This is a genomic window from Pseudomonas sp. GLN_2 (assembly GCF_043106005.1).
Taxonomy (GTDB): Bacteria; Pseudomonadota; Gammaproteobacteria; order Pseudomonadales; family Pseudomonadaceae; genus Aquipseudomonas; species Aquipseudomonas alloputida.
In genome coordinates this window covers 1-17252 of sequence record NZ_JBICMC010000064.1, presented here as the reverse complement: position 1 = coordinate 17252, position 17252 = coordinate 1, and the positions used below count along the sequence as shown (strand labels likewise).

Sequence of the window (17252 nt, the reverse complement as noted above, 5' to 3'; positions counted from 1 at the left end):
GTAACCGGCCGTTCAGGGCTGTTCACCGACCAGATAGGTTTTGCTGATGTGGCGGAACTGCGGGTGCCCGGCACTGCCCATCAATTCGAACAGCACCATCTCGCGGGTCACTACCTGCGCGCCGGCGGCACGCATGCGCGCCAGGCCTGCGGCCTTGCTGGCCGGGGTGCGGCTGTCGCAGGCATCCTCAACCACGAATACTTGCTTGCCCAGCGCCAGCAGGCCGAGCACGGTCTGCAGCACACAAACATGGGTTTCCATGCCGCAGACGATCACCTGCTCGCGCGCCATCAAACTGGCCGGCAGGCACTCGGCAGCCACACAGGAAAAGTGACTTTTTTCCACCACTTCAGCTGCCGGCGCTGCGGCCAGCAGTTCGGCCAGGGTATGGCCCAGGCCTTTGGGGTACTGCTCGGAAATCACCGTCGGCAGCGCCAGCTCGGCAGTCGCCGCCAGCAACCAGCGGGCCCGCGCCCGAGTGCCTTCGGGGTCGCTCATGGCACCGATCAGTTTTTCCTGGATGTCGACGACCAGCAGCGTGGCCTTGAGTGGATCGATCAGCATTGTCTGCCTCTTGCCTGGGAAAAACCCTAGCCTCCCCCAGGCAAGCGGTGACGTCAATCAGGCGGACAGCCGAAGCGGTTGCAGCGACGCGGTCAGCGCAGCGAGCACACGGTCTTCCTGCTCATGGATGAAGAAATGGCCACCTGGGAACATCTGCAGCGAGAACGCGCCTTGGGTTTCACTGCGCCATGCCCGCAGTTGCTCATCGCTGGCCCGGTCTTCCACGCCAGCCAGCACATGCAGTGGGCACTGCAACGCCGGTCGCTGCCGGTAGGTGTAAGTGCCGCACAACAGAAAATCGGCGCGCAAGGTCGGCAAGGTCAGGCTCATCAGCTCAGCGTTGGCCAGCACTTCCTCAGGCGTGCCCTGCAGCGCGCGCAACTCGCTGATCAGCTCGGCGTCGCTCTTGGGCTCGCGCCAGTTGTTGCCGTCGTAGTCCTCACGCCGGGTAGGTGCCGCGGTGCCGCAGGCGAACAAGGCCAGCGGCGCCGGGCAGCCCAATGCCTGCAGCTCATGGGCCAGCTCGAAGGCCAGCAGCGCACCCAGGCTGTGACCGAGCAGCGCATAAGAAGCGCTTGCCGTCAGGCGCTGCTCGCTGGCCAGTTGCCGAGCCAGCACTTGCATGTCGGTGTGCAGCGGCTCTGCCATGCGCGCCCCCCGCCCAGGCAATTCCACCGGGCGCACCTGCAACCAGGCCGGCAGCTTGCGCCGCCAGCGGCTGTAGACCATGGCGCTGGCCCCGGAGTACGGCAGGCACAGCAGGTTCAGCACGGTCACTGGGCGGCAGCTTCGGCCATTTTCTGGCGCAGGCTCAGCGGGCGCATGTCGGTCCAGACTTCATCGATGTAGGCCAGGCAGTCCTTCTTCAGGCCGCTTTTGCCCACGGCTCGCCAGCCGTTGGGGATGGCTTTGTAGTCGGGCCAGATCGAGTATTGCTCTTCGTGGTTGACCACTACCTGGAACTGGATATCGTCGCGGTCGAAAACGGAAGTCATTGCCTGTCTCCTTAAATGATGATGCCGCTGCGCGCCTGGCGCAGGGTGGCTTTCAAGTAGACGTAGCAAGCGTTGTAAAAATTAACGGAACTGACGCGCCCCTGTGTGGGAGCGACCGGTGCTGGTATCAACGCTCAGGTATCACGCAACAGGTCATGCGTATCGAGCAACCGGAACGCAACCTGCGGATTACGCTCCAGCCCGCGCCGGATTGCCGCCGGGATAGACTGCCGGGTCTTGCGACACAGCCCGGGTTGCTCGTCCAGCTCGATGACGATGCCGCGCATGGTCCGTACCTCGTTGTAACCGGGGGCGATGTGCACGCGGATGCCGAGGTTTTCGTACAGGCGCTGCTGCAGACGTTGAAGGTCTTCCAGGTCCCTCAGGTTTTCCAGGCGTTCGAGCAGGCGTTTTTCTTCCTGCCGGGTCAGCAAGAGGATGCGCTGGGCGGCCTGCGGATGGTCGGCCAATTGCTCGCGGCCGCAGACGCAGGCGCCAGGGGGGCAAGGTTGGCGTAAAGGAACGGGTGTACTCATAGGGCAAGCATAGCCTGTACCGACGGTCAGAGCTGCGCCAGCCGCGCACGCAGGAAGCTCACAAAACCCTGCACCGGCCGCGCCACCTGCCGGTGCTGCGGGTACACCGCCGAAAGCTGCAGCGCGGGCGGGCGCCACTCATCCAGAACCGTCACCAGTTGCCCCTCCGCCAACGCCTGCCCAACGATAAAGGTCGGCAGGTAAGTGACCCCCATCCCAGCAATCGCAGCCCCCCGCAGCAACTCGCCATTGTTCGCACGCATGCGCCCGGTCACCTGAATTGCCTGGGTTTTGCCACCTTTGTGGAACTGCCACTGCACCTGCCGCGAATGCCCATAGGGCAGGCAATCATGCGCGGCGAGCTCATCCGGTTTTCCCGGCACTCCCCGTGCTTGCAAATACGCCGGGCTTGCACAGTAGACCCGCTCGACACTGGCGATACGCCGGGCGATCAGGCTGGAGTCCTCCAGTGCACCAATCCGCAGCGCCAGGTCATAGCCTTCACCAATCAGGTCCACGGCGCGGTCGCTCAGGTCTACCTCCACATCAACCTGGGGGTGCAACTGCAGAAACTCGGTCAGCAGGCAGCCCAGGTGCGCCATGGCAAACGACAGCGGCGCACTGAGGCGCAAGGTGCCGCGCAGGACCTGGGCCTGGCCGCTGATGTCGTGCTCGACCTGCTGCACTTCACCCAGCAGGCGCAGGGCCGACTGGTAGTAGTGCTGCCCCAGTGGCGTGGCATCGAGGCGCCGGGTGGAGCGGTTGAGCAGGCGCACGCCCAGGCGCTCTTCAAGCTGCATCAGACGCCGGCTGACCGATTGCTTGGACATGCCCAGACGGTCGGCGGCAGCGGTGAAACTACCGGCCTCCATCACCTGGGCAAAGATCCGCATGTCTTCGTAAGGGTTCATTGTCTCGCTCTTGCTGACAGTCAAACACTTTATAGCGGCTTTTTCCCACGAGTGCATCTGCCTAATCTACGCACAAGTCGCAGCGATGGCCCCTAAGGCCAGGCAAGACGCCCACTACCAACACTTGCACAGAAAAGGATTCGCTCATGAACATTGTCCACAAAGCCCTCACCGCCTCCGTCCTGGCCCTGTCTGTTTCCAGTGCCTTCGCCGCAGGCAGCCCTGGTGTCGAACAACACACCCAGGCCTTCCTCGAAGCCCTGGAGAAAGGGGGTGGCAAGCCGCTGGAACAGCTCTCACCAAACGACGCCCGCGCGGTACTGACCGGCGCCCAGGCCTCGGTAAAGGTCGACCTCTCGGGGATCGAAGTGAAGGAACGCACGATTCAGGCCAATGGCCAATCAATCAAGCTGCAAGTGGTACGCCCGACTAATGTCAAAGGTGATCTGCCAGTGTTCATGTTCTTCCACGGCGGCGGCTGGGTGCTGGGCGACTTCCCAACCCACCAGCGACTGATCCGCGACCTGGTGGTCGGCTCGGGTGCGGTTGCGGTCTATGTGGACTACACCCCGTCACCGGAAGCGCACTACCCGACGGCGATCAACCAGGCGTACGCCACGACTCGGTGGGTGGCCGAGCATGGCAAGGAGATCGGCGTGGATGGCAAGCGCCTGGCAGTAGCCGGCAACAGCGTTGGCGGCAACATGGCGGCGGTGGTTGCACTCAAGGCCAAAGAGGCCGGCACCCCTGCCCTGCGCTTCCAGCTGCTGCTGTGGCCGGTGACCGATGCCAGCTTCGAGACAGCGTCGTACAAGCAGTTTGCCGAAGGACACTTCCTGACCACCGGGATGATGAAGTGGTTCTGGAACAACTACACCGTTGATGCAAAGGCGCGAGCGCAGATCTACGCCTCGCCGCTGCGGGCGTCCGCCGAACAGCTGAAGGGCTTGCCGCCGGCCCTGGTGCAAACGGCTGAGTTCGATGTGCTTCGGGATGAGGGTGAGGCGTATGCCCGCAAGTTGAATGCGGCGGGCGTGACAGTAACCTCGGTGCGCTACAACGGAATGATTCATGACTATGGGCTGCTCAACCCGTTGAGCCAAGTGCCGGCAGTAAAGGCGGCGCTGCGGCAGGCGGGCAACGAACTTAAAGTGCATCTGCAGTGAGGCAATGAGCAATAGACCCGCCTGGGCGGGTCTTTTGCTTCTATTTGCGGAAACGGCCCGCAGGCTTCAATGAGCCATCGGTGCGGCAGATCCGGCCCTTTCGCGGGTAAACCCGCTCCTACACAGGCCACCACAAACGTCAAATTCTGTGGTGGCCTGTGTAGGAGCGGGTTCCCTGCGAAAGGGCCGGCAAATCCTGTTCAGGGCTCAAACCCTTCCACAATGATCACCTCAGCCTTCGCCACCCCTTGGCGATGACTGCATGCCTCTTGGTACAGCGCTGAGCGGTAACAGGCGACGGCCTGCGCGTACGAATCGAACTCGATCACCACACTACGCTGAGGCGTAGCTCGCCCTTCCATCGCCTCGCTACGCCCGCCACGGGCCAGGAAGCGCCCGCCGAATGCCTTGAAGGCAGCCGGGGCGCGCTGGGTGTATTGCTGGTACTGCTCGGGGTCGGTCACGTCCACATGGGCGATCCAGTAGGCCTTCATGTGCAGCTCTCCTGTTACGGCGATATTTGTGTATGATGGTATACCATAAAATTCACCCCACCACAGTGAGCGTGCACCATGGCTTTCAACACCATCGAGGAACTTCTCGAGGACTACCGGCAAGGCAAGATGGTCCTGCTGGTGGATGACGAGGACCGGGAAAACGAAGGCGACCTGTTGATCGCCGCCGAGCGCTGCGACGCCCAGGCCATCAACTTCATGGCCCGCGAGGCACGCGGCCTGATCTGCCTGACCTTGACCGACGATCACTGCCAGCGCCTGGGCCTGGAGCAGATGGTTCCGGCCAACGGTAGCGTGTTCAGCACCGCGTTCACCGTGTCGATCGAGGCGGCCACCGGGGTCACCACCGGCATTTCCGCCGCAGACCGGGCACGCACCGTGGCAGCGGCCATGGCCCCCAACGCCCGCCCCGAAGACCTGGTGCAACCTGGCCACATCTTCCCGTTGCGGGCACGCGAAGGCGGCGTGCTGACCCGTGCCGGCCACACCGAAGCCGGCTGCGACCTGGCACGCCTGGCCGGCTTCAGCCCGGCCTCGGTCATCGTTGAAGTGCTGAATGACGACGGCACCATGGCCCGTCGCCCCGACCTGGAAGTGTTCGCCGCCCGGCATGGCATCAAGATTGGCACCATCGCCGACCTGATCCACTACCGCCTGAGCACCGAGCAGACCATCAAGCGCATCGGCGAGCGCGAGCTACCGACCGTGCATGGCGCCTTCCGCCTGGTCACCTATGAAGACCGCATCGAAGGTGGCGTGCACATGGCCATGGTCATGGGCGACATTCGCCGCGAACAGCCGACCCTGGTGCGGGTGCATGTGATCGACCCGCTGCGCGACCTGGTGGGTGCCGAGTACGCCGGCCCCGCCAACTGGACGCTGTGGGCGGCGCTGCAGAAGGTGGCTGAGGAAGGTACTGGCGTGGTGGTGATCCTGGCCAACCACGAATCCTCCCAGGCCTTGCTCGAGCGCGTGCCACACCTGACCCACCCTGTGCGGCCCTATCAACGTGGCCAGTCCAAGGTGTATTCCGAAGTGGGTACCGGGGCGCAGATTCTGCAGGACCTTGGCGTGGGCAAGCTCCGTCACCTGGGGCCACCGCTGAAATACGCGGGGCTGGCGGGGTATGAGCTGGAGGTGGTGCAGAGCATCCCGTTCGACTCGGGGATGGATGGCTGAGAACACACAAGCAATTGATTTAGCGGGGCCCTGTAGGCGCGGGTTTACCCGCGAATGCGAGGTTGACACCACCGACGCGTTCGCGGGTAAACCCGCTCCTACAGGGCCCTTGGTGCTTTTGACAGGGCGGAGTGATGGCCGGTCGCCCCATGCCTCTTGCCAAAATCTTGGAATACCATAATATGATATCCCGTAGACCTTAAACCTACAGGCCGGCACCTACAATTAAAAACGGCCATCAGAACACTTTGTTTTAGCTGCTCCCCGAACACAGTTGGCGGGCGCACCACAAGCCCCGCCTCGAATAACAAAAGCAACGAGGGCGTAACCATGCTGTTAAGCAAACGTGTAACCGCAGTGCTGTCCGCCAGCCTGCTGACCCTGGCATGTCAGGCCGCCCAGGCCGCCGACAGCCTCAACTTCGTCAGCTGGGGCGGTACGACCCAGGACGCCCAGAAAGAAGCGTGGGCAGTACCGTTCACCAAAGCCACGAACATCAAGGTCGTGCAGGACGGTCCCACCGACTACGGCAAGCTCAAGGCCATGGTCGAGAGTGGCAACGTGCAGTGGGACGTGGTCGACGTCGAAGCCGACTTTGCCCTGCGCGCTGCCAGCGAAGGCCTGCTCGAACCCCTCGACTTCAACCAGATCAAGCGCGACAAGATCGACCCACGCTTCGTCTCCGACCATGGCGTCGGGTCATTCTTCTTCTCCTTCGTGCTCGGCTACAACGAAGGCAAGCTCGGGGCCAACAAGCCGGTGGACTGGACCGCGCTGTTCGACACCAAGGCCTACCCCGGCAAGCGAGCCCTGTACAAATGGCCCAGCCCCGGCGTGCTGGAACTGGCCCTGCTGGCCGACGGCGTAGCCCCCGACAAGCTGTACCCGCTGGACCTGGACCGCGCCTTCAAGAAGCTCGACACCATCAAGAAAGACATCGTCTGGTGGGGCGGTGGCGCCCAGTCACAGCAGTTGCTGGCCTCAGGTGAAGCCTCGCTCGGCCAGTTCTGGAATGGCCGTGTCTACGCCCTGCAGCAAGACGGTGCACCGGTGGGTGTGAGCTGGAAGCAGAACCTGGTCATGGCCGACTTCCTGGTCATCCCCAAAGGCGCCAAGAACAAGGAAGCGGCCATGAAATTCCTGGCCAACGCCAGCAGCGCCGAGGGCCAGGCCGAATTCGCCAACAAGACCGCCTACGCGCCGGTCAACGTCGACAGCGTGGCCAAGCTGGACAAAGACCTCGCGCCAAACCTGCCAACTGCCTACGCCCAGGACCAGGTCACCCTCGACTTCGCCTACTGGGCCAAGAACGGTCAAGCCATCGCGGCCCGCTGGAATGAGTGGTTGGTCAAATGAAAGTCGCCATCAACGCCCTGCACAATGCGCAAGGCACCCCCACGGGTGCCGGCGCCCCGGGCACCGCACCGCGCCGTGCCAGCCTGAGCCAGCGCTGGAAAGGCAGCCGCAACCTGCTGCCCGCCCTGCTGTTCCTTGGCCTGTTCTTCTTCGCCCCGCTGGTCGGCCTGCTGCTGCGCGGAGTGCTGGAGCCAACGCCAGGGCTGGGTAACTACGAGCAGCTGTTCGCCAACTCGGCCTATGCACGGGTGCTGTTCAACACCTTCTCGGTGGCCGGCGTGGTTACCCTGATCAGCGTGCTGCTGGGCTTCCCGCTGGCCTGGGCAATCACCCTGGTGCCCAAGGGCTGGGGCCGCTGGCTGCTGAACATCGTGCTGTTGTCGATGTGGACCAGCCTGTTGGCACGTACCTACTCGTGGCTGGTGCTGCTGCAGAGCTCGGGGGTGATCAACAAGGCGTTGATGGCCATGGGCATCATCGATGCCCCGCTGGAAATGGTGCACAACCTCACCGGCGTGGTAATCGGCATGAGCTACATCATGATCCCGTTCATCGTGCTGCCACTGCAGGCGACCATGCACGCCATCGACCCGATGGTGCTGCAGGCAGGTTCGATCTGTGGCGCCAGCCCGTGGACCAACTTCTGGAAGGTGTTCCTGCCGCTGTGCCGCTCGGGGCTGTTCTCCGGGGCGCTGATGGTGTTCGTGATGTCGCTCGGTTACTACGTCACCCCGGCGCTGCTGGGGGGCGCGCAGAACATGATGCTGCCTGAGTTCATCATCCAGCAGGTGCAGTCGTTCCTCAACTGGGGCCTGGCCAGCGCCGCTGCCGCACTGCTGGTGGCGATCACCCTGGTGCTCTTCTACCTGTACCTGAAGCTGCAGCCGGAATCCCCGGTTGGCAACGCGAGGTAAACCGCCATGCTCCTGTCTCCCAATGCCATGGGCCGCCCGCTGCGTACGGGCCTGTACCTGACCACCGGGGTCATCGCGGCCTTCCTGCTGCTGCCGGTGGTCTTCATTGTGTTGCTGTCATTCGGCTCGTCACAGTGGCTGGTGTTCCCGCCACCGGGCTGGACCTTCAAGTGGTACGGCCAGTTCTTCTCCAACCCGGAGTGGATGGACGCCGCACTGGCCAGCCTTAAGGTGGCCGTGCTGACCACCATCGCCGCCGTGCTGCTGGGCCTGCCCAGCGCATTCGCCCTGGTGCGTGGCCGCTTCCCGGGCCGCGAGCTGCTGTACGGGCTGTTTACCATGCCGATGATCGTGCCGCTGGTGATCATTGCCGTGGCGGTATACGCCCTGTTCCTCAAGCTAGGTTACACCGGCACGCTGTTCGCCTTCGTGGTCAGCCACGTGATCGTCGCCCTGCCGTTCACGATCATCTCGATCATCAACTCGCTGAAGCTATTCGACCAGTCGATCGAAGATGCTGCGGTGATCTGCGGTGCCTCACGCCTGCAGGCCATTTTCAAGGTCACGTTCCCGGCCATCCGCCCCGGCATGATCGCCGGTGGCCTGTTCGCTTTCCTGGTGTCCTGGGATGAAGTGGTGCTGAGCGTGATGATGGCCAGCCCCGACCTGCAGACCCTGCCAGTGAAGATGTGGACCACCTTGCGCCAGGACCTTAGCCCGGTCATCGCCGTGGCTTCGACCTTGCTGATCGGCCTGTCGTTGCTGGTCATGTTCATTGCCGCCGCGTTGCGCCGGCGCACCGAAAACGCCTGAGCGCGGAGAAAACAACAATGAGTGCAGTGATCAAAGACAACGCGCACGGCAAAACCCTGGTCAGCCTGCGCGGCCTGAACAAGCACTACGGCGACTTCACCGCCGTGGACAACCTCGACCTGGAGATCCAGGACGGCGAGTTCCTGACCTTCCTCGGTTCCAGCGGCTCGGGCAAGTCCACCACCCTGTCGATGCTGGCCGGCTTCGAAACACCCAGCAGCGGCGAGATCCTGGTCGACGGCCAGTCGTTGGTCAATGTGCCGCCGCACAAGCGCGATATCGGCATGGTGTTCCAGCGCTATTCGCTGTTCCCGCACCTGAATGTGCGTGACAACATCGCCTTCCCACTGGCCATTCGCAAACTCGGCGCTGCCGAAACCGCCAAGCGCGTCGACGCCATGCTCAAGCTGGTGCAACTGGAGCCGTTCGCGCACCGCAAACCCTCGCAAATGTCGGGCGGCCAGCAGCAGCGCGTGGCGATTGCCCGGGCGCTGGTGTACGAGCCACGCATCCTGCTGATGGACGAGCCGCTTGGCGCGCTGGACAAGAAGCTGCGTGAAGACCTGCAGGACGAACTGCGCCAGCTGCACCGCCGCCTGGGCATTACCATTGTCTACGTGACCCACGACCAGGAAGAGGCCATGCGCCTGTCGCAGCGCATCGCCATCTTCAGCCACGGCAAGATCGTCGGCCTGGGCACCGGGTACGACTTGTACCAGAATCCGCCGAATGCCTTTGTTGCGTCGTTCCTGGGCAACTCCAACTTCCTGCGGATCAAGGCCAGCAGCAATGGCGCAGGCAGCTTCGAGGGCCAACCAGTGGCCATCCGCCTCACCCCAGGCCTGGCCGCCGAGCAGGATGCGCTGATCATGGTGCGTCCGGAAAAAGCCCTGGCCCTGACCGCCGAACAAGCGGCGCGCGAGCCATTGCCGGCGGGCTGGAACGAGGTCAGTGCCAAGGTGGGCGAAGTGCTGTTCCTGGGTGAAAGCCAGACCTGTCATGTGGTGACTGCAGGGGGTACCGAGCTGACGGTGAAGGCCCTGTCGGCCGCGGGCATGCCGATGCAGCCGGGCGACAGCGTGAAGGTGCGTTGGGCAGTGGCCGACGCTTGCATTTATACCGAATGGGCCGAGAGCGACCTGAGCAAGTCGGCCGGGGCACATTAACCTCTTCAGCGTTGCAGCGCCTGCCAGATCGAGCGTCGCCCGCGCGGCGCACGATCTGGCAGGCGCTGCACGCTTGAAGGTGTACGCTCCCGTCACATTATCATCACGCCACTGTCGTAATCTGCCGGCCAATACTGTGCCATAGGCCACCCGGCATGCTCCGCCTGCTTGTCTTGCTGCTCACCTTGCTTCCACTAGCGACCTTGCCTGAGCCCCTGCACCTGCGTGTCCAAGGCTCCAACACCATCGGCGCGGCCTTGATGCCGGCGCTGGTGCAGGGGCAATTGCGCGCGCAGCAGGCCACCGCCATCGCACAACAGCCAGGCAAGGTCGCCAACGAGCGGGTGATTACCGCCCGCGACGTGCATGGTCAGCCCTTGCGCATCGACATTGCCGCCCACGGCTCAAGCACCGGCTTTGTCGCGCTGGGCCGTGGCGAGGCTGACCTGGCCGCCGCCTCGCGGCCGATCAACGACAGTGAAGTGCGCCAGTTGCAGGCGCTGGGCGACCTGCGCGCAGCCGGCGCAGAACAAGTGATCGGCCTCGACGGCGTCGCGGTCATCGTCCACCCCGACAACCCAATACCCCAACTGAACACCCGGCAACTGGCGGAAATTTTCTCTGGACAGATCCAGCACTGGGAACAACTGGGCATACCTGGCGGGGCCATTCACCTGTATGCCCGAGACGACCGTTCCGGCACTTTCGAGACCTTCAAGGCACTGGTGCTGGAACCTCAGCACGCCGAAATTTCGGTCAAGGCCAGGCGCTTCGAGTCCAGCGACGAACTGGCGGTACACGTGGGTACCGACCGCCAGGCCATCGGTTTCAGCAGCCTGGCCGCCGTACACGGGGCCAAGGTGCTGGCGGTGGCCGAGGGCGACGCACCGGCCATGCTGCCGGAGCGCGCACGGGTGGCCAGTGAGGACTACCCGCTCTCGCGGCGCCTGTATTTTTACTTGCCAGCCAACCCCAAGCCCCAGGCCAAGGCCCTGGCCGATTTCGCTCAGAGCCCGGCCGGCCAGGCGATCATCGCCCAGCAGGGTTTCGTTTCGCAGCAGATCAAGGCCCTGTCTGTCGCCCCCCAAAGCGACATGCCACCGCGCTATCGCATCCTGGCCCTGCAGGCGCAGCGGCTGAGTGTGAACTTCCGCTTCCAGGAAGGAAGCGCGAGGCTGGACAACAAGGCCTTGCGCGATGTGCAGCGGGTGGCAGATTACCTGCGCCAGGCCGGGAAGCTGCAGGGCAAGGCAGTGCTGGTGGGGTTCGGCGACCCCAAGGAAACGCCCGGGCGCGCAGCCCTGCTCTCCCGCCTGCGTGCGCAAGCGGTGCGCCGCGAACTGGCGCGCGGTGGCGTGGAGGTGCTGCAGGTGACCGGGATGGGCGATGAATTGCCAGTGGCCGGCAATGAACAGGAGCAAGGCCGGCTGCGCAACCGGCGGGTCGAGGTGTGGGTGTATTGATCCGGCCTTGTACCCCCCCTGAAGCAGCCTTGTGCTGCAACAAGGCCCGAATGACAGAAGCGTTTCGGTGTCAGCAAGGGCCTCGTTGCAGCACTAGGCTGCGTCTACAGGCTGTACAGCAGGCTCCGCGTCATCAGCGGGTGACGGTGCGCATGGTCACGAACTCTTCGGCCGCCGTCGGGTGCACGCCGATGGTTTCATCGAACTGCTGCTTGGTCGCACCGGCTTTAAGTGCAATGCCCAGGCCCTGAATGATTTCGCCAGCGTCAGGACCGACCATGTGGCAACCCAGCACCTTGTCGGTCTCGGCATCGACCACCAACTTCATCAGGGTCTTTTCCTGAATGTCGGTCAGGGTCAGCTTCATGGCCCGGAAGCGGCTTTCGAATACCTGCACCTTGTGCCCGGCCTCCAGCGCCTGCTCTTCGGTCAAGCCTACGGTACCGATGGGTGGCTGGCTGAACACCGCAGTGGGGATGTTCAGGTAATCCACCGGGCGGTACTGCTCGGGTTTGAACAGGCGCCGCGCCACGGCCATGCCTTCAGCCAAGGCCACTGGGGTCAACTGCACGCGGCCGATCACATCGCCAATGGCGAGAATCGAGGGCGCGGTGGTCTGGTACTGCTCATTAACCCGGATGTAACCGCGCTCATCCAGCTCGACGCCGGTGTTCTCCAGGCCCAGATTGTCCAGCATCGGGCGCCGGCCGGTGGCATAGAACACACAGTCGGCTACCAGCTCGCGGCCGTCCTTGAGCGTGGCTTTCAGGCGACCATCTTCAAGCTTGTCGATGCGCTGGATGTCGGCGTTGAACTGCAGGTCGAGGCCGCGTTTTTCCAGCTCTTCCTTCAGGTGGGTGCGCACCGAGCCATCGAAGCCGCGCAGGAACAGGTCGCCACGGTACAGCAGTGTGGTGTCGGCCCCCAGGCCCTGGAAGATGCCGGCGAATTCGACGGCGATATAACCCCCACCCACCACCAGCACGCGGCGCGGCAGGCCCTTGAGGTAGAAAGCTTCGTTGGAGGTGATGGCCAGTTCCTTGCCAGGGATGTCCGGAACCTGCGGCCAGCCACCGGTAGCGATCAGAATATGCTCGGCGGTGTAGCGTTGACCGTCCACTTCCACTTCGTTGGCGCCCGTCAGACGCGCGTGGCCCTGCAACAGGGTCACCCCGCTGTTGACCAGCAGGTTACGGTAGATGCCGTTGAGGCGCTCGATTTCCCGATTCTTGTTGGCAATCAGGGTACCCCAGTCGAAATGCCCCTCTTCCAACGTCCAACCGAAACCCGCGGCTTGCTCCAGCTCATCGGCAACGTGCGCGCCGTATACCAGCAGTTTTTTCGGCACACAACCGACGTTGACGCAGGTCCCCCCCAGGTAGCGGCTTTCAGCCACTGCCACTTTTGCGCCAAAACCGGCAGCAAAACGCGCTGCGCGCACACCACCGGACCCGGCGCCAATCACGAACAGATCAAAATCGAAGGCCATGTATTCACTCTCCCAGGCAGGCGTCCAGCATACCGCCGTTGGCCGCCGCAAACAAAAAAGCCACCCCGAAGGATGGCTTTGAGGCCAGCAGGGCTTATCAGTAAGCCTTGCCAGTCTTGTAGTAGTTCTCGAAGCAGAAGTTGGTCGCGTCGATGTAGCCTTCGGCGCCACCGCAGTCGAAACGCTTGCCCTTGAACTTATAGGCAATCACGCAGCCATCCTTCGCCTGCTGCAGCAGGGCATCGGTGATCTGGATTTCACCGCCTTTGCCTGGCTTGGTGTTGGCGATGATGTCGAAGATATCCGGGGTCAGGATATAACGGCCGATGATCGCCAGGTTCGAAGGCGCGTCTTCCGGGGCCGGTTTTTCGACCATGTTGGTCACACGGAAGATGTCGTCACGGATCATCTCACCGGCGATCACACCATACTTGTTGGTTTCCTGCGGGTCGACTTCCTGAATGGCGACGATCGAGCAGCGGTACTGTTTGTACAGCTTGACCATCTGGGTCAGCACGCCGTCACCTTCCGGGTTGACGCACAGGTCGTCCGCCAGCACCACCGCGAACGGCTCGTCGCCGATCAATGGGCGGCCAGTAAGAATGGCGTGGCCGAGGCCCTTCATTTCGGTCTGGCGCGTGTACGAGAACGAGCACTCGTTGAGCAGGCGACGAATACCGACCAGGTATTTTTCCTTGTCGGTGCCCTTGATCTGGTTTTCCAGCTCGTAGCTGATGTCGAAGTGGTCTTCCAGGGCGCGCTTGCCGCGCCCGGTAACGATGGAGATCTCGTTCAGACCCGCATCCAATGCTTCTTCAACGCCATACTGGATCAGTGGCTTGTTGACCACCGGCAGCATTTCCTTGGGCATGGCTTTGGTAGCAGGCAAGAAGCGCGTGCCGTAGCCGGCTGCCGGGAACAAGCATTTTTTGATCATATACGTCCTTACAAAAGGCTAGGCCTGTGGAATTCGGCGCAGTCTAATCAGGCGGCAGTCACCTTACAATGCCCCCGATAACGACCGTTGCCATCATAGAGATATCCCAGTGTAGATAGTTCCGGGGGATCGTAAATATTGCTGTCATACATGACCATTGGATGACAGGGAAATCAGCGTGCCGGTGGCGGCCTCTTCTACGGGCTCACACGCGAAGAGACCGCCACTGGCTGACCTCAGCTACCCGTTCCTTGTCCGATCAGCACCCCATCAACCTGCTGACCATACAGGTTCACCCCATCATTGGCATGAAATTTCACCCGCGTTTTCTCGATGGATCCCTCTACCAAACGCGGGTCCTGTGGCCGCTCGTGGCGGTTGATCCACGCCGCCACGTCCCAGGCCTGCTGATCGCTGAGGCTGCCCGGCTTGCCAAGCGGCATGTTGTACTTGATGAACGACGCAGCGGTATTGATGCGGTGCATGCCGGCCCCCCAGTTGTAGGAGTCCTTGCCCCAAAGCGGCGGCATTACGTACTCGCCGGCGACCTTTTGCCCTTCACCGTTATCGCCATGGCAAATCGCGCATTGTTCACGGTAAACCTGCTGGCCGCGCTTGAAGTCATAACCACCCTTGGGTTGTGCCACCTCCGGATAACCACGTCCGGCAATCTCCACGCCGGTTGGCGCCTTGGTCGACAGCCAGTATGAGTACACCGCCAGGGCCGTCATCTGCGGGCTGTCAGCGGCCGGCGGCTTGCCATTCATGCTGAACTGAAAACACCCTTGGATACGCTCGGCGAAGGTGTTGACCTTGTCATTTTTCTTGCGATAGGCCGGATACATCGGGTAGGCACCCCACAGCGGCGCCGAATGCGCCAACCGCCCCTGATCGAGGTGGCAGTTACTGCAGTTCATGCCGTTGCCCACCGCCTCGGGCATCAATCGGCGGGTGTCGACGAACAAGGCATGGCCTTCACGCACCCTCTTGCCAAAGGCATTATCGGGCAACTCACGCTCAGCGGGCGGCACGAACTGCGGTGCAGCCTGCACACCGGGCACCTTCAACTGCGACTGGTCTTCCATGGCGATCGGCGTGGCCTGGGCGCTGCCCACGGCCAGTAGCAACAAGGCGGGAATCAGGGCTTTCATGGCGTGACCTCCTGGCGGACGGGGCGGGCAAAGAACTCGGCAACAGCCTTGATCTCGTCATCGGTCATGGCCTTGGCCACGCCGACCATCAGCTGGTTGGGGTCATTGCTGCGGCTGCCGTCGCGCCAGGCATTGAGCTGTGCCACCAGGTAACTGGCGGGCTGGCCGGCCAAGGGCGGGAAGTGTTCGCCCACCCCGCCGCCACCCGGCCCGTGGCATTGCACGCAACCTGGAATCTGCCGGCTCCAGTCGCCGTACAGGGCCATGCGGGTGGTCGGGTCATCGGCAATTTGCTGGCGGTGCAGCTCGCCAGCGGGCGCTGCCGGCAGGCTGGCCAGGTAGGTACTGACGGCCTTGATTTCGTCGTCGCTCAGGGCCTTGGCCAAAGGTTCCATCACTGGCTGCTTGCGGCTGCCGTTGCGCCAGTCCTGCAACTGCTTGGCAAGGTAGCCGGCCGGTAGCCCGGCCAAACGTGGAAAGCCGGCAGCCGCAATGCCCTTGCCGTCCGGGCCGTGGCAACCCAGGCAGGCCATGGCGGCGGGGTTGGCCCCACCCTGGGTGAAGACCTTCTGACCGTCAGCGGCATGTGCCGCGGGCCAGGCCAGGATCAGCAAGCTGCCGATCATCACGCGTCTCAACGGTGTCATCACGAATCTCCTTTTCTTTTGTTATATGTTTAGGCTTAAAACATATAAGCAGAGAAAGGAGGACCCGTTGCTTCAGATCAACTTCCGGAGATGCACTGTGTTGCCGCAGTGCGCACATCGCCAAGGCGCAGCGGGAAGTTATTCAGCCGCTCGTGCAGTTTGATGCTGCTGCCGCTGCCGCGCTTGTCGATATCCACCAGCGCCGCTGGGCCGGCACCTGAGGTGATTTTCTGCGGTACGATCAGCCGCAGGCCGTCGCCACGCTGCTCTTCGGTCAGCGGGTCACGCGTATCGGCAAGCTTCTCCTTTACGCAGTCGGCATAGGCGCGTGGACTCTTGCCAGAGATCACATCCATCGTTTCACGCGATTGCTCCAGCTCCGCGACGCTCACGCAGCCACCGAGCGTCACCGACAACGCCGCCACCATCCACTTCATTTGCTGCACCTCTGCCTTCAAGAATTCGCTTCGACCACATCCAGGCGGTTTTGCTCCCTGCTTTGGCAGAATTATCTACGCCTGGCGATCAACGCGGCAGTGTAACGGCACATCGTGGTATCTTTTGCTTTTGCAGATCCAAACCTTGCGGAGCATCACATGAAATTCGTACACCAGCGCGAGCACCTCAACGAGGACGATATCGTCGTCATCGAGTGCTCCCAGCGCTGCAATATCCGCCTGATGAACGACGCCAACTTCCGCAGCTTCAAGAACGGCGGCCGTCATACCTACCACGGCGGCCATTTCGAGAAGTTTCCGGCGAAGATCACCGTACCCAGCACCGGCTTCTGGAACATCACCATCGATACCGTCACCACTCGCCCGATCTCGGTCACCCGCAAGCCAACGCTGACCCACAAGATCAAGATCATCCGTCGCTCGTCGTCGAAACTCAGATAAGGCCACCATGACCCAGACCATCAAGTACGTCATCAAATACAAGCTCGACGGCCAGCGTCGCTGGGATTTCGCGCTGATGCCCGATGCCTCGCAAGAGCAGGCCCTCGAGGCCTTGCGCAAGATCCACGGCGAGGACGTTGAGAAAATCAGCGACATCCAGGTCAGCAAGGCCCTGTAAGACTTGCCGCTAGCCCCGCCGCATCGCTCGCCCCACGCAAGGAGAATCGCATGAGCCATTGGCCCGACCGCCGTATCCTCGACCTGCTGGGCATCGAGCTGCCCATTCTGCAGGCACCCATGGCGGGGGCGACCGGCTCGGCCATGGCCATTGCCGTGGGCCTGGCAGGTGGCTTGGGCGCCCTGCCCTGCGCCATGCTCAGCGGCGAACAGGTGCGCGCCGAGATCGCTGCATTCCGCGCCGGCTGCCCGGGGCGCCCGCTGAACCTGAACTTCTTCTGCCACCAGCCGCCAGCGCCCGATGCCGAGCGGGATGCGCGCTGGAAGCAGGCACTTGAGCCTTATTACAGCGAAGTGGGCGCCGACTTCGCGGC

At 62.8% G+C, this 17252-nt stretch carries 21 protein-coding genes; 10 read left to right on the top strand and 11 right to left on the bottom strand.

Features of this window, described 5'->3' with window-relative positions; translation table 11 throughout:
• Positions 1-12: 12 nt before the first annotated feature.
• The 5 genes from ACF8Q6_RS15065 to ACF8Q6_RS15045 all read right to left on the bottom strand — a co-directional run bounded on the left by ACF8Q6_RS15065 (position 13) and on the right by ACF8Q6_RS15045 (position 3006).
• Positions 13-564, bottom strand: a complete 552-nt coding sequence (locus ACF8Q6_RS15065) for an isochorismatase family protein (RefSeq protein ID WP_003256219.1) — start codon at positions 562-564, stop codon at positions 13-15.
• Between the two features lie 57 nt (positions 565-621).
• Complete coding sequence (locus ACF8Q6_RS15060) at positions 622-1341, bottom strand: thioesterase II family protein (RefSeq protein WP_392492356.1); 720 nt, start codon at positions 1339-1341, stop codon at positions 622-624.
• A complete protein-coding gene (locus ACF8Q6_RS15055) occupies positions 1338-1559 on the bottom strand; it encodes an MbtH family protein (RefSeq protein ID WP_003256222.1) in 222 nt (73 codons plus the stop codon). Before ACF8Q6_RS15055 ends, ACF8Q6_RS15060 begins: the two co-directional genes overlap by 4 nt.
• A gap of 134 nt (positions 1560-1693) precedes the next feature.
• Positions 1694-2095: a hypothetical protein gene (locus ACF8Q6_RS15050; RefSeq protein WP_003256224.1), complete on the bottom strand. Its 402-nt coding sequence runs from the start codon at positions 2093-2095 to the stop codon at positions 1694-1696.
• A 26-nt stretch (positions 2096-2121) separates the two neighbouring features.
• Positions 2122-3006, bottom strand: a complete 885-nt coding sequence (locus tag ACF8Q6_RS15045) for a LysR family transcriptional regulator (RefSeq protein WP_010954640.1) — start codon at positions 3004-3006, stop codon at positions 2122-2124.
• Between the two features lie 146 nt (positions 3007-3152).
• Between ACF8Q6_RS15045 and ACF8Q6_RS15040 the strand changes: the two genes are divergently transcribed.
• Entirely contained in the window at positions 3153-4172 is a 1020-nt protein-coding gene (locus tag ACF8Q6_RS15040; protein ID WP_392492354.1) for an alpha/beta hydrolase, read from the top strand.
• Between the two features lie 200 nt (positions 4173-4372).
• Here the strand turns inward: ACF8Q6_RS15040 and ACF8Q6_RS15035 are convergent, their stop codons facing one another.
• Positions 4373-4666, bottom strand: a complete 294-nt coding sequence (locus ACF8Q6_RS15035) for a DUF1330 domain-containing protein (protein ID WP_003256229.1) — start codon at positions 4664-4666, stop codon at positions 4373-4375.
• Between the two features lie 78 nt (positions 4667-4744).
• Here ACF8Q6_RS15035 and ribBA point away from each other — a divergent pair, with 78 nt between their 5' ends.
• The 6 genes from ribBA (at position 4745) to ACF8Q6_RS15005 (ending at position 11578) form a co-directional block, all read left to right on the top strand.
• Entirely contained in the window at positions 4745-5866 is a 1122-nt protein-coding gene (gene ribBA, locus ACF8Q6_RS15030; RefSeq protein ID WP_392493796.1) for a bifunctional 3,4-dihydroxy-2-butanone-4-phosphate synthase/GTP cyclohydrolase II, read from the top strand.
• Between the two features lie 330 nt (positions 5867-6196).
• Entirely contained in the window at positions 6197-7222 is a 1026-nt protein-coding gene (locus tag ACF8Q6_RS15025; RefSeq protein ID WP_004576593.1) for an ABC transporter substrate-binding protein, read from the top strand.
• Positions 7219-8136 (top strand): ABC transporter permease, encoded by a 918-nt coding sequence (locus ACF8Q6_RS15020; RefSeq protein ID WP_392489870.1) that lies wholly within the window; start codon positions 7219-7221, stop codon positions 8134-8136. Before ACF8Q6_RS15025 ends, ACF8Q6_RS15020 begins: the two co-directional genes overlap by 4 nt.
• 6 nt (positions 8137-8142) lie before the next feature.
• On the top strand, positions 8143-8949 hold the full coding sequence (locus ACF8Q6_RS15015) for an ABC transporter permease (RefSeq protein WP_003256236.1): 807 nt from the start codon (positions 8143-8145) through the stop codon (positions 8947-8949).
• Between the two features lie 17 nt (positions 8950-8966).
• Positions 8967-10115 (top strand): ABC transporter ATP-binding protein, encoded by a 1149-nt coding sequence (locus tag ACF8Q6_RS15010; protein WP_004576591.1) that lies wholly within the window; start codon positions 8967-8969, stop codon positions 10113-10115.
• A 155-nt stretch (positions 10116-10270) separates the two neighbouring features.
• Complete coding sequence (locus tag ACF8Q6_RS15005; protein ID WP_392489869.1) at positions 10271-11578, top strand: substrate-binding domain-containing protein; 1308 nt, start codon at positions 10271-10273, stop codon at positions 11576-11578.
• Between the two features lie 133 nt (positions 11579-11711).
• Here ACF8Q6_RS15005 and gorA read toward each other — a convergent pair whose 3' ends face one another.
• The 5 genes from gorA to ACF8Q6_RS14980 form a co-directional block, all read right to left on the bottom strand.
• Positions 11712-13067 (bottom strand): glutathione-disulfide reductase, encoded by a 1356-nt coding sequence (gorA, locus tag ACF8Q6_RS15000; RefSeq protein ID WP_392489868.1) that lies wholly within the window; start codon positions 13065-13067, stop codon positions 11712-11714.
• Between the two features lie 97 nt (positions 13068-13164).
• Positions 13165-14004 carry a UTP--glucose-1-phosphate uridylyltransferase GalU gene (gene galU, locus ACF8Q6_RS14995; protein WP_010954649.1) on the bottom strand — a complete coding sequence of 280 codons (840 nt, stop codon included), beginning with the start codon at positions 14002-14004 and terminating at the stop codon, positions 13165-13167.
• 236 nt (positions 14005-14240) lie between these two features.
• Entirely contained in the window at positions 14241-15155 is a 915-nt protein-coding gene (locus ACF8Q6_RS14990) for a c-type cytochrome (protein ID WP_392489867.1), read from the bottom strand.
• Complete coding sequence (locus ACF8Q6_RS14985; RefSeq protein ID WP_392489866.1) at positions 15152-15802, bottom strand: c-type cytochrome; 651 nt, start codon at positions 15800-15802, stop codon at positions 15152-15154. The genes ACF8Q6_RS14990 and ACF8Q6_RS14985 overlap by 4 nt, the downstream gene beginning before the upstream one ends.
• 77 nt (positions 15803-15879) lie before the next feature.
• Positions 15880-16239 carry a hypothetical protein gene (locus tag ACF8Q6_RS14980; protein ID WP_019438771.1) on the bottom strand — a complete coding sequence of 120 codons (360 nt, stop codon included), beginning with the start codon at positions 16237-16239 and terminating at the stop codon, positions 15880-15882.
• Between the two features lie 159 nt (positions 16240-16398).
• Here ACF8Q6_RS14980 and ACF8Q6_RS14975 point away from each other — a divergent pair, with 159 nt between their 5' ends.
• The 3 genes from ACF8Q6_RS14975 to ACF8Q6_RS14965 form a co-directional block, all read left to right on the top strand.
• The gene (locus ACF8Q6_RS14975; protein ID WP_003250918.1) at positions 16399-16701 is read left to right on the top strand and encodes a DUF1883 domain-containing protein; all 303 of its coding nucleotides are present in this window, start codon (positions 16399-16401) and stop codon (positions 16699-16701) included.
• 7 nt (positions 16702-16708) lie between these two features.
• Positions 16709-16879, top strand: coding sequence for a hypothetical protein (locus tag ACF8Q6_RS14970; RefSeq protein WP_392489865.1), 171 nt, complete (start codon positions 16709-16711; stop codon positions 16877-16879).
• 50 nt (positions 16880-16929) lie between these two features.
• Positions 16930-17252 (top strand): nitronate monooxygenase (locus ACF8Q6_RS14965; protein WP_392499030.1); only part of this gene is annotated, 323 nt, incomplete at its 3' end.

Bases quoted from the DNA above. Each gene is read 5' to 3' on its own strand.
- ACF8Q6_RS14990 (WP_392489867.1), bottom strand. From the start codon at position 15,155: ATGAAAGCCCTGATTCCCGCCTTGTTGCTACTGGCCGTGGGCAGCGCC.
- gorA (WP_392489868.1), bottom strand. From the start codon at position 13,067: ATGGCCTTCGATTTTGATCTGTTCGTGATTGGCGCCGGGTCCGGTGGT.
- ACF8Q6_RS14975 (WP_003250918.1), top strand. From the start codon at position 16,399: ATGAAATTCGTACACCAGCGCGAGCACCTCAACGAGGACGATATCGTC.
- galU (WP_010954649.1), bottom strand. From the start codon at position 14,004: ATGATCAAAAAATGCTTGTTCCCGGCAGCCGGCTACGGCACGCGCTTC.
- ACF8Q6_RS15055 (WP_003256222.1), bottom strand. From the start codon at position 1,559: ATGACTTCCGTTTTCGACCGCGACGATATCCAGTTCCAGGTAGTGGTC.
- ACF8Q6_RS14980 (WP_019438771.1), bottom strand. From the start codon at position 16,239: ATGAAGTGGATGGTGGCGGCGTTGTCGGTGACGCTCGGTGGCTGCGTG.
- ACF8Q6_RS15005 (WP_392489869.1), top strand. From the start codon at position 10,271: ATGCTCCGCCTGCTTGTCTTGCTGCTCACCTTGCTTCCACTAGCGACC.
- ribBA (WP_392493796.1), top strand. From the start codon at position 4,745: ATGGCTTTCAACACCATCGAGGAACTTCTCGAGGACTACCGGCAAGGC.
- ACF8Q6_RS15020 (WP_392489870.1), top strand. From the start codon at position 7,219: ATGAAAGTCGCCATCAACGCCCTGCACAATGCGCAAGGCACCCCCACG.
- ACF8Q6_RS15050 (WP_003256224.1), bottom strand. From the start codon at position 2,095: ATGAGTACACCCGTTCCTTTACGCCAACCTTGCCCCCCTGGCGCCTGC.
- ACF8Q6_RS15025 (WP_004576593.1), top strand. From the start codon at position 6,197: ATGCTGTTAAGCAAACGTGTAACCGCAGTGCTGTCCGCCAGCCTGCTG.
- ACF8Q6_RS15045 (WP_010954640.1), bottom strand. From the start codon at position 3,006: ATGAACCCTTACGAAGACATGCGGATCTTTGCCCAGGTGATGGAGGCC.
- ACF8Q6_RS15010 (WP_004576591.1), top strand. From the start codon at position 8,967: ATGAGTGCAGTGATCAAAGACAACGCGCACGGCAAAACCCTGGTCAGC.
- ACF8Q6_RS15035 (WP_003256229.1), bottom strand. From the start codon at position 4,666: ATGAAGGCCTACTGGATCGCCCATGTGGACGTGACCGACCCCGAGCAG.
- ACF8Q6_RS14985 (WP_392489866.1), bottom strand. From the start codon at position 15,802: ATGACACCGTTGAGACGCGTGATGATCGGCAGCTTGCTGATCCTGGCC.
- ACF8Q6_RS15065 (WP_003256219.1), bottom strand. From the start codon at position 564: ATGCTGATCGATCCACTCAAGGCCACGCTGCTGGTCGTCGACATCCAG.
- ACF8Q6_RS15015 (WP_003256236.1), top strand. From the start codon at position 8,143: ATGCTCCTGTCTCCCAATGCCATGGGCCGCCCGCTGCGTACGGGCCTG.
- ACF8Q6_RS14970 (WP_392489865.1), top strand. From the start codon at position 16,709: ATGACCCAGACCATCAAGTACGTCATCAAATACAAGCTCGACGGCCAG.
- ACF8Q6_RS15040 (WP_392492354.1), top strand. From the start codon at position 3,153: ATGAACATTGTCCACAAAGCCCTCACCGCCTCCGTCCTGGCCCTGTCT.